This window comes from uncultured Catenibacterium sp. (assembly GCF_900540665.1).
Lineage (GTDB): Bacteria > Bacillota_I > Bacilli_A > Erysipelotrichales > Coprobacillaceae > Catenibacterium.
In genome coordinates this window covers 1-10,849 of sequence record NZ_UQGV01000076.1, presented here as the reverse complement: position 1 = coordinate 10,849, position 10,849 = coordinate 1, and the positions used below count along the sequence as shown (strand labels likewise).

Sequence of the window (10,849 nt, the reverse complement as noted above, 5' to 3'; positions counted from 1 at the left end):
CGGAAAATAAAAATAGGAGGATTAATTATGCATCGCTTAGGAATTTCAGTTTATCCTGAAAAATCAACTCAGAAGGAAGTCTACGATTACTTAGAACTTGCTGCTAAGTATGGCTTCTCAAGAATCTTTACTTGTTTATTATCAGTGAATGATCCAAAAGAAAAGATCATGAAGGACTTTGGAGAATTCATGGATAAAGCACATTCTTTAGGTTATGTTGTTGCAGTAGATACTAACCCAGAAGTATTTAAACATTTAGGAGCTACTTATAGTGATTTAAAACCATTTCATGATATGGGTGTAGATATCATCCGTTTAGATGGTTCATTTGGTACTACAGGAGATATCCAGGTTACTAGAAACCCTTATAATATTCAGATTGAATTCAACGGTTCTATGGACCAGGGTGTTGAATTATTATTAGAACAGGGTGGAAACAAGGATCAGGTTATTATCTGTCATAACTTCTTCCCAGAAAGATATTCTGGTTTAGACTGGAACTATTTTGTTAATTTCAATGCTTATTGGAAATCATTAAATCTTCATACAGCTGCATTCGTATCAAGTAACCAGCCACATACACATGGTCCTTGGAATGTATTCTGTGGATTACCAACAGTAGAAATCTTAAGAGGTCTTCCAATTGATCTACAGGCTCGTTTAATGCTTGCAACTGGAGATGTTGATGATATTATCATTGGTAACGCTTATGCTTCAGAAGAAGAATTAAAGGCTTTATCAGAAGTTGATTACCAGAATATCTGCTTCAAGATTGATGAAGTAGAAGGTTTATCAGATATAGAAAAGGAAATTATTTATGATTACTATCCACACTGGGATCGTTATGATCATTCTTCATTCTTCTTACGTTCATCTGGAAGCAGAGTAAAGTATAAGAATGAAAGCATCCCACATCGTGAAACAGAACAGAAGATGTTCCATCGTGGTGATGTATTAATCGTTAATGACAACCTTGCTCATTATCGTGGTGAATTAGAAATCGCATTAAGAGATATTCCAAATGATGGAGAAAGAAACCTTTGTGGTCATGTTAAGGAAGAAGAAATGATGTTCTTAGACATGATTGAACCAGGTCACTACTTCAAGATCATTAAATAATAATGAAAGCTATATGCAGCATGCATATAGCTTTTTAAATGTTTTATACTATCACTTTTATTATGAGATGCAGTGTATTTTCATATCTAGAAAATGCCTTTCACAAATGGGAAGAATAACATATTTTTTCTTGTTTTAGATTAGAATAGAATCATAGGAGGGAAAGAAATATGAGTTTTCCAAAAAAATTTTTATGGGGCGGTGCTGTTGCTGCTAATCAATGTGAAGGAGCTTGGTTAGAAGATGGTAAGGAACCTAATGTCACTGATGTTATGGTGGGTATTGGTTCGAAGAATCCAGGTATTAAATGGAATGAAGAAACAAAAAAATATGAAATGTGCTTAGATCCAAATAAAGCATACTTAAGTCATGAAGCGATTGACTTCTATCATAGATATAAAGAAGACTTACAGTTAATGGCTGGTATGGGCTTTAACTGCTTTAGAACATCTATCGCCTGGGGTAGAATCTTCCCTAATGGAGATGAAGAAACACCTAATGAAAAAGGTTTAGCTTATTATGATGATATGTTTGAAACAATGTTGGAACTTGGTATGGAACCAGTCATCACATTAAGTCATTATGAAACACCTCTACATCTTATTACTGAATATGGAGGATGGAGCAACCGTAAACTAATTGACTTCTGGAAACGTTATGTTACTACGGTATTTAAGAGATATAAGGGTAAAGTAAAATACTGGCTTACATTTAATGAAGTCAATAATATGATGATCAACCCACTAGTAGCTGGTGGAGTATTGACTATTGATAATCCAAAAGATCCTAGTGATCCTATTGGTTCTACAACTGAAAAAGATAAATGGCTTGCTTACTATAATATCTGTGTAGCCAATGCCTGGACAGTTAAACTATGCCGTGAGATTGATAAGGATGCACAAGTAGGATGTATGTTAACATGTTCATCTGTTGCAACATATCCATATGACTGTAATCCTGATAATGTCTTTGGGGCATATAATACAGTAAGATTAAATAACTTCTATTTTGGTGATGTCTTCTGTTTAGGTGAAATTCCTGGTTATGTAAAACGTGTATGGAGAGAACATGATTGTGCACCTGAAATGAGAGAAGATGAATTACAGTTAATCAAAGAAAATACAGTCACTTTCTTCTCATTTAGTTATTATCGTTCTACTACATATGATCAGTCTGTTGGTATGGATGGTAATACAGGTGGGTTAAAAGGACGTGCTAATCCATTTGTGAAAGAATGTTCACCAGAACCTTGGTGCTGGCCAGTTGATCCAAAAGGTATCCGTTATGTTATGAATATCTTATATGATCGTTATCATTTACCACTCTTTATTGTAGAAAATGGTATTGGTTTAGATGAAAATCTAGATGAAACAGGACATATTCATGATGAATATAGAATGTATTACATCAAGGAACATTTAAAATATGTTCATGAAGCGATTCTAGATGGTGTTGAATGTATGGGTTACTTATATTGGGGACCTATTGATGTTGTTTCTGCAGGCACTGGAGAAATGAAGAAGCGTTATGGTTTTGTCTATGTTGATCGTTTTAATGATGGACATGGAACACTTGAAAGAAAACTGAAAGATTCTTATGAAGAATATAAAGAAATCATTGAAACAAATGGAGATTCTATTCTTCGACCTTAATGATATTATAGAACTGGTATAATTGTGCCAGTTCTATTTTTATAATATTCATCGCCAGGGCTGTTGATTTTCTATATAATGATTATCGGAGGTTGATTTTATATGAATATAAATGAAGGAGCAAGAATAGTTGTAGAAGACTGGCTCCATCTTACAAAAGATAATCTTGTTTATTTTGTGACAGATGAAACAAAACTTAAAGAAGCAGATGCCTTCTTAAAAGCATGTGATCATGTTGGTGCGGAGTGTAAGGTTGTCCAATTAAAATCACATGAAATACAAAATGGGAAAAGCATAGATGCTTTAAAATGGGAAATGGCTAAAGCAGATGCGATAGTAGGGGCAACGAATTATTCATTTATTACTACAGATGCAGTTAACTATGCACTTTCACGTGGTGCACAGTTCTTATCCATGCCCATGTCTACAAATAATGGTGAATCAATATTTGAACAGGAATTCTTAAAAATGGATCCTGATGAAGCCACAATGCTTGGGATGCCGATGTTCTGGGAATTACGTGATGCGAAAACAATCCATGTCACTACTAAACGTGGTACAGACCTCACCTTTGATATCACAGATCGTTTTCCGGGTATCTTCCATGGTTCTTTATGGGAAGTAGGAAAATGTTCTTCATCCAGCTTTGAAATATATATACCACCAGTAGAATATCATACAAATGGAACACTTATATTAGATGGATCAATGGGATATATAGGAATAGTGGACAATCCAGTAGAAATCAAGATAGAGAATGGTTATATCACTTCTATTGAAGATACTGAAGATGGACGTAAGTTACAGGAATATCTAGAGTCGTTTGATGATTTAGAAATGTATTGTGCTGCAGAATTTGGAATAGGTTTAAATACAATATCAAAGTGTCGTGGGGCAAGCTATATTGAAGATGAGTCTGCTTTTGGGACATTCCATATTGGATTTGGTAGAAACCTTGCTTTAGGAGGCAGTCATAATGCCCGTGGACATTTTGATTTAGTGACACATAATCCAACAATTATAGTAGATGATAAGGTCATCATGAAAGATGGTCATGCCAAGGCTATCCAGCCGATTGAATGGGGAGTATTATAATACCCCTCATTTTTTGTTCAAATATCACAAGATGTAAGAGTGTACAATTTGTATTTATATGAAATATACACCATTTCAATTTGCATATAGCGACATTTATTGGTATAATTATTTCATCAATTTACGAAGGAAGAGGAAAAACATATGAATGATGCTATTAAACTTATTGGTATCGTAATTGTCGTTATTGGGTTCGTAATGAAATTCGATACTCTTGCAACAGTTGTTGTTGCTGGTTTAGTAACAGGTCTAATCAGTGGTATGTCTATCATGGACATTTTAAATACACTAGGTACAGCCTTTTTAACTAACCGTACAGCAACTTTATTTATTTTAACTTTACCAGTTGTAGGTCTATGTGAACGTATGGGCTTACGTGATAAAGCGGTAGACTTGATTAAGGGTATTAAGAATGCTACTACAGGTCGCTTATTAGTTATCTGGGAAGGCGTTCGTACTCTTGCATCTGCATTCTCATTAAGAATTGGTGGTCATCCACAGTTCATCCGTCCATTAATCAATCCAATGGCTCAGGCTGCTGCGATTGCAAAATATGGTGATATTGATGAAGATACAGAAGATCAGATCAAAGGTATGGCTGCAGCTACTGAAAACTATGGTAACTTCTTTGCTCAGAACTGTTTCATGGGTGCTTCAGGAACATTACTTATTGTTTCAACTTTAAACGAATTATTTAAGTCACATGGTGTTAACCAGGTTGTTACTGCTAACCAGATTGCATTATGGTCTATTCCAATTGCAGTTATTTCTGTATTTGTTGGTGGAGCTTATGCATTATGGTTCGATAAGAAACTTAATAAGAAATATGGAAAGGGAGGCAAATAACAATGTTACAAATTGAATGGAATACAGCCACTATTATCGCAGAAGTATTCTACTGCGTTATTGGTGCAATCTTTGCCGCAACAGGGTTTAATGCCTTAACTAATAAAGACTGTGAAAAGCCAGTGACTACTGCTATTTTCTGGTTCTTAATTGCTGTTACATTTATGGTTGGACCATATATCCCAACTTGGATTACTGGTTTAATCGTTGTTCTTCTTGCTGTATTATCTGGTTTAGGTTTAGTAAAACCAGCTGCAAGACATATCCCAACTGCTAAGGAAACTCGTGATAATGCAGACAAATATGGATATAAGTCATTTATCCCACCAGTATGCTTAGCTCTTGTTGCCGTATTAGTTGCAACTTTCTTACCAAATCTTGGTGCAAACAATGCGATTGGTATTAGTGCTGCTGCCGCATTAATTGTTGCATTTATTATCTTTAAACCAAAACTATCTACACCTTTCAAAGATGGTGTTAGATTAAATGATAATGTTGGTTCTACAGGAATCTTACCTCAGGTATTATCTGCTTTAGGTTCATTATTTACTGCAGCTGGTGTAGGTGCTGTAATCGCTGCTGGAGTAGGTGCACTTATCCCTGAAGGAAATCACTTAATTGCAGTTATCTTCTATTGTGTAGGTATGGCATTATTTACAATGATCATGGGTAATGGTTTCGCTGCCTTCGCTGTTATTACAGTAGGTATCGGTTATCCATTCTTAATTGCACAGGGTGCAAATCCACTTGTTGTTGGTGCTTTAGGTTTAACTGCAGGTTACTGTGGTACATTAATGACTCCTATGGCTGCAAACTTCAATGTCATGCCTGCTGCATTGCTGGAAACTAAGAATAAATACAGAATTATTATGACTCAGGTTCCAGTTGCATTAACTATGTTAGTAATTCATATTATCTTAATGTACGTTTTAGCATTCTAAGGAGGCTTTTAAATGAAATTATTATTAACAGGTTTCGACCCATTTGGTGGCGAACCAATCAATCCTGCATGGGAAGCTGTTAAAAGAGTTTCTGATCAGGTAGGAGATGTAGAAGTTGTAAAACTTATGGTTCCTACAGTATTCTACAAATCTATCGATACAGTAGCTGCTGCAATCGAAAAAGAAAAACCAGATGCTGTATTATGTATTGGACAGGCTGGGGGACGTTTTGATTTAAACCCAGAACGTGTTGCAATCAATATCAATGATGCACGTATTCCTGATAATGAAGGAAATCAGCCTTTAGATGGTCCGGTATTCGCAGATGGAGAAACAGCTTATTTCGCTACATTACCAATTAAGGCAATGGCTGAAGAAATTCGTAAAGCAGGTGTTCCGGCAAGTGTTTCTAATACTGCTGGTACTTATGTATGTAACCATTTAATGTATGGTGTACTTTATACACTTGCCAATAAATATCCAGATGTTCGTGGTGGGTTCATGCATGTTCCATTCATCACTAGCCAGGTTATTAACCGTAAGCCAATTGCTCCATCATTAAGTCTTGAACAGATTGTGACTGGTATTGAAGCAGCTGTTAAAGCTATTGGTGAAAACCAGGAAGATATCAAGACTGTTGAAGGTCAGACTCACTAAACTCTGTATTTAATACAGAGTTTTTTTCTTGCCCTTAAACCTTACTTGATTTGTTTCATCTGTTTTTTTTCTGTTTCTTTGATTCTCTTCTTCAGTTTCTGGTATTTCCTGATATTATGCCCCATTGCGACAAGCTAAATCTTCAAATATTTATCTACGATTCCTTTAATAATTGATTAATAAGGAGATGGGATAAGTATTTGTTAATAGTGTCTGGCACCACCATGATGAAATCTCTGTATTTGAAAGACGCCGAAGATTGAGAGAAAATGATGCTTTATTGCAAAAAAGAATCTACTATACGATAAAATTACGCTATGTTAATATGTGTTGCTTGTGCAACGCAACTATTTACGGTATATATAGAGCAAACAAATGAAGGAGGAGCCATAAAATGTTAAGCAAGAATTTGAAAATATTTAGAAAACGAAAAGGCTTAACACAAGAAAACGTTGCAGAAACTTTGAACGTTGTGCGACAAACTATTTCGAAGTGGGAAAAGGGAATATCAGTTCCAGATGCCGACATGTTAATAAAATTGGCAGAAATATTAGATGTGTCTGTGAGCGAACTAATAGGATCAGATGTTGCCGATGATAAAAATGAAGATATGATAGCAGTTGAACTGGCGAGAGTGGTAGAACAGTTGGCAAGTAGAAATCGTCGTTCAAAAAAGGTTTTAAAATGCGTTTTGATTTTTCTTATGATATTGTTGCTTTTTTTTTGTTTTCTTATGCGTAATTAATTTTGCTGCTATGTAGTATTTTAAATTAGGAGGTTCTTATAAAAAGAATAGTAGCGTTAATTTTAATGATGGCTTTAAGTCTATCGTGCAGTGTGAATGTATTACTATCTTGAGCGTTACAGCTCTTTTTGATTACAATGAAAGCCTTTACAAAAAAATAATTAGAAGTGTAATATATATATGAAAGGGAATGATAATATGATTGAATTAAAGGACATTTGTATAGAATATGATAGGGTTATTCTTGATCATACCTCTATTTCTATTCCTGCACATTCTATTACTCTTATAAGAGGGAAGAGTGGTTCAGGTAAGACAGCTCTTCTCTATTGTATTGCGCTTATGGATACAAAAAGCAAGTATAAATACTATTATGATCATCATCTCATAGAAGAAAAAGATAGAAATAATATAAGGAAAGAATGTATTAGTATGTATTACAGGAAAATGATTTATTGGCTCATCTAGATGTCAAAGGTACATTACAGTATTTTGCACATATTCACAATAAACACTTATCTGATAAAGATATACAGGATTATCTTGATAAGATGCATCTTGATGTGACTTTAAATCAGAATGTCATCACGCTATCTTTAGGGGAAAGACAGAGGCTTTCTATCGCAACAGCGCTTGTAAGTAATCCACAAGTGCTTGTCTTAGATGAACCGACCGCTTCACTTGATCATGAGAATGAGATAGAAATCTATAATATATTAAAAGAATTAAGTGCGCATATGACCATTGTGTTGGCTTCTCATTCAGAAGAGGCTATAAAGTATGCAGATATTGTCTATACACTAGAAGATGGAAGACTGACATCTGATGGTTCTGTGTTTCAAGAAGATATATGTGGAAAGGGTGTTATCTCTCAGGTTGATCATAAGTTCTATAAAGAGTATGTAAAGGACTATGTGAAACATTATAGGTTCATGTATGTTTTGATGATGATGGTATTTATTTTGTCTCTTGTATCTGGACAGATGATTCTTGGTATTATTCATCATTCAAAGGATCAAGGCATGCAGATGTTGATAGGACAATTAGAAAATAAGGCTATTATTACCAAAGATAAGCATAGTTATGTGGATCAAGATTATTCTCATTTCATAAAATTAGATGACAAGAATACGTTTCCTCTATATAAAATATATACACAAATAGAAGGAGAAGATGTCTATCTTGTGCCTTATTTCAAGGATGATGATCTTTCTAAATATATAGATAGAAATATTCAAGAAACAAAGACAGGAATCTATATGGATAATGAGAGTTATTATCTGTTGAATCAGGGATTATCTGATAATAGAGTGAATTTAGATCTTTATATCACTGATCAAAAAGGAATGCATCAGACAACTCATATATTTGATATCAATGGTGTATTTAGGAATAATAAAAAGGTTCATTATGTATCAAAGAGTCAGAGATATATTTATGTTCCGTATGCAATTCTTCAGGATATCTATAAACAATCAGGATGTACACCACGTTATATAGGTTATATCATTAAGACTAATACCTATAACGAATTGAATGAATTGATAGACTATTATGAATCAAAGGGATATAGAATTAATGATTCATTCACTGATAGAGAGGCTATGAATAGTCTTGATTTATATTATAAAAATATGATGTTTACATTTGCGAGTGTGATTCTAGTTATTAGTGTACTTATTGATATTGTATTGGAATCTCATCTTCTTATGCAAAGAAAAAAAGAACTTGTACTTCTTTTGATATCAGGATTATTAAAAAAGGATTTACAAAGAATATCCATGATAGAATCATTGGGAAGTATATCTATAGTTGTAGTGAGTTCTACCCTTATTTCTGTTGTCATGTCTTGTATACTAGGTACTTTTGATATAATAACACTTTCTAGTATGACAGTTTTATTCATAGCTATCTTATTGATAGAAAGAATAGTTCTTCAAAACAAGTTCATTAATAAGTTGAATATAGTGGATGAATTAAGAAGTGAGGTGCATTAAGATGATTGAAATTAAAAATTTAAATATGTCATTTAGTGATAAAGTAATCTTAAACAATGCATCATTTCATACTTATCCCGGTGTGTTAACTATTATTAGGGGAAAGAGTGGTTCTGGTAAGTCTACTTTCTTAAAAGCCTTTCAATTCGCATATGAGTGTGAATATATCTATGAAGGACAGAGAGTGGATGAATTAGATCAAGATAGTAGACAACAGTTCATTTATGATCATATGGTCAATGTGCCACAGATTCCTTTGTTTATTGAAGGAATGACTATAGAGGAACATATTAAACAATTAGTTAAATTAGGCTATCAAAGAAATGATATATATGAAGAAAAGTTTGGTATAGCTTCTCTAAAGAAAAAATATCCTAGAAACTTATCAGGTGGTGAAAAGACAAGAGTCGCTATTTATTTAGCTATTATGAGTCAACCAGAAATATTGATACTTGATGAGCCTACAGCTGCTTTAGATGCATCCTATGCGATAGAAATGATTAAGTATCTAAAAGAGTATGCTGAAGAGGGACATTATGTGATTGTGGCAACTCATGATCAAAGGATGATTGAAGAAGCAGATGTGCTCTATAAGGTTGATCAAACACTTATTCTAGAAAAAGAAAATAAGAGGGAAACACCTCTTATATCACAGATACCACATAATCATAAATTATTTACTCTACGTTTTTCTCATCGTACTTTTAGAATAGTAATGAATATACTTGTTGCTTTCACAATGATTATATGTGCATATAGCTATAATAATTATGGACATTATAATGCATCTTATGAACAAAAAATCAATACGATTGCTTCGAGAGATTTAACTGTATATAAGGAAAAGATGAGTAATGATTATTATTCATATAATGGTTCAGAATTTCCTATGACACAATCAGATTATAAAAAGATTAAATCTGTAAAGAATGTGGAGAGTGTTAAATGGCGTTATGAAAAAGAATACGATGATGTTATGATGCTTGGATTAGATACTGAAACTCAATTGAAATATCAAGAAGCAAAACTTACAGGAAAGAAATGTAATCAAACAATAAGTCTAGTGAGTATGCAGGTATATGATAATGATGATGATTATACAAATTTAACTGTAAAGCATAATGATAATAAAGGTGTATATATAAGTAATCAGTTATTATCTAATCAGGATATTTCAGTTGATTCAATCAATATGGATGATCTTAAATTAAAGTTCTATTTACCTGTTCCTATGTATGATGCATCTGGTATAACACAGACAGGTATTGATTTAGAAGGTAATGACTATGTGGATGTTAATACTGTCCTTGTGGATCTCGTAGAGGTAGAATTACCTGTAAGAGGTATACTAAAAGAAGGAACAGAAATAAGTTCAAATTCATATAATGGTACTGGCAGTATCTATGTCCCACGAAGTGTTGTAAATCAATATAGAAAGACATATCATGCAACACAATCAAAAGTATTATATGGTGTGCCTGGAGCGGAAGGGACTGATTATAAATACTATGAAGGATCATTACCTTCTACTTATACAATGAGTGATGTGGATCAGGTCGTTGTAGAAACACCTTGGAAACCAGGTGCTTATACTGTAAGAGTAGATAGTTTGAAGAATATTGATCAAGTCACAAAACAACTAGAAAAACTAGGTTTTAATGTAGAAGGTGCTTTTGTAGTTAATAGTGCAATCAATAAGCTTCTTTCCAACAATAAACAAGTATTAATACAATTCATGATTATAGATAATATGAAATGACCTCCTAGTTGTCAAAACGTGGATTTAAACTCATAATA

10 protein-coding genes are annotated in these 10,849 nt (G+C 33.5%); all 10 read left to right on the top strand.

Going from position 1 to position 10,849, the window contains the following annotated elements:
- Nucleotides 1-1,119: DUF871 domain-containing protein (locus tag QZQ55_RS09325; RefSeq protein WP_295092724.1), on the top strand; the 1,119-nt coding region annotated here is incomplete at its 5' end.
- A gap of 170 nt (nt 1,120-1,289) precedes the next feature.
- Entirely contained in the window at nt 1,290-2,771 is a 1,482-nt protein-coding gene (locus QZQ55_RS09320; RefSeq protein WP_295092721.1) for a glycoside hydrolase family 1 protein, read from the top strand.
- Between the two features lie 102 nt (nt 2,772-2,873).
- On the top strand, nt 2,874-3,866 hold the full coding sequence (locus QZQ55_RS09315; protein WP_295092718.1) for an aminopeptidase: 993 nt from the start codon (nt 2,874-2,876) through the stop codon (nt 3,864-3,866).
- Between the two features lie 144 nt (nt 3,867-4,010).
- On the top strand, nt 4,011-4,712 hold the full coding sequence (locus tag QZQ55_RS09310) for a DUF969 domain-containing protein (RefSeq protein WP_295092715.1): 702 nt from the start codon (nt 4,011-4,013) through the stop codon (nt 4,710-4,712).
- 2 nt (nt 4,713-4,714) lie between these two features.
- The gene (locus QZQ55_RS09305; RefSeq protein ID WP_295092712.1) at nt 4,715-5,653 is read left to right on the top strand and encodes a DUF979 domain-containing protein; all 939 of its coding nucleotides are present in this window, start codon (nt 4,715-4,717) and stop codon (nt 5,651-5,653) included.
- Between the two features lie 12 nt (nt 5,654-5,665).
- The gene (gene pcp, locus QZQ55_RS09300) at nt 5,666-6,310 is read left to right on the top strand and encodes a pyroglutamyl-peptidase I (RefSeq protein ID WP_129981607.1); all 645 of its coding nucleotides are present in this window, start codon (nt 5,666-5,668) and stop codon (nt 6,308-6,310) included.
- A 394-nt stretch (nt 6,311-6,704) separates the two neighbouring features.
- Complete coding sequence (locus QZQ55_RS09295) at nt 6,705-7,055, top strand: helix-turn-helix domain-containing protein (protein WP_295092710.1); 351 nt, start codon at nt 6,705-6,707, stop codon at nt 7,053-7,055.
- Nucleotides 7,056-7,253: 198 nt separating this feature from the next.
- Nucleotides 7,254-7,523, top strand: a complete 270-nt coding sequence (locus tag QZQ55_RS09290) for an ATP-binding cassette domain-containing protein (protein WP_295092707.1) — start codon at nt 7,254-7,256, stop codon at nt 7,521-7,523.
- On the top strand, nt 7,511-9,052 hold the full coding sequence (locus QZQ55_RS09285; RefSeq protein WP_295092705.1) for an ATP-binding cassette domain-containing protein: 1,542 nt from the start codon (nt 7,511-7,513) through the stop codon (nt 9,050-9,052). Before QZQ55_RS09290 ends, QZQ55_RS09285 begins: the two co-directional genes overlap by 13 nt.
- Nucleotide 9,053: 1 nt before the next feature.
- Nucleotides 9,054-10,811, top strand: a complete 1,758-nt coding sequence (locus QZQ55_RS09280) for an ATP-binding cassette domain-containing protein (RefSeq protein ID WP_295092702.1) — start codon at nt 9,054-9,056, stop codon at nt 10,809-10,811.
- The last annotated feature ends 38 nt before the right edge of the window (nt 10,812-10,849 follow it).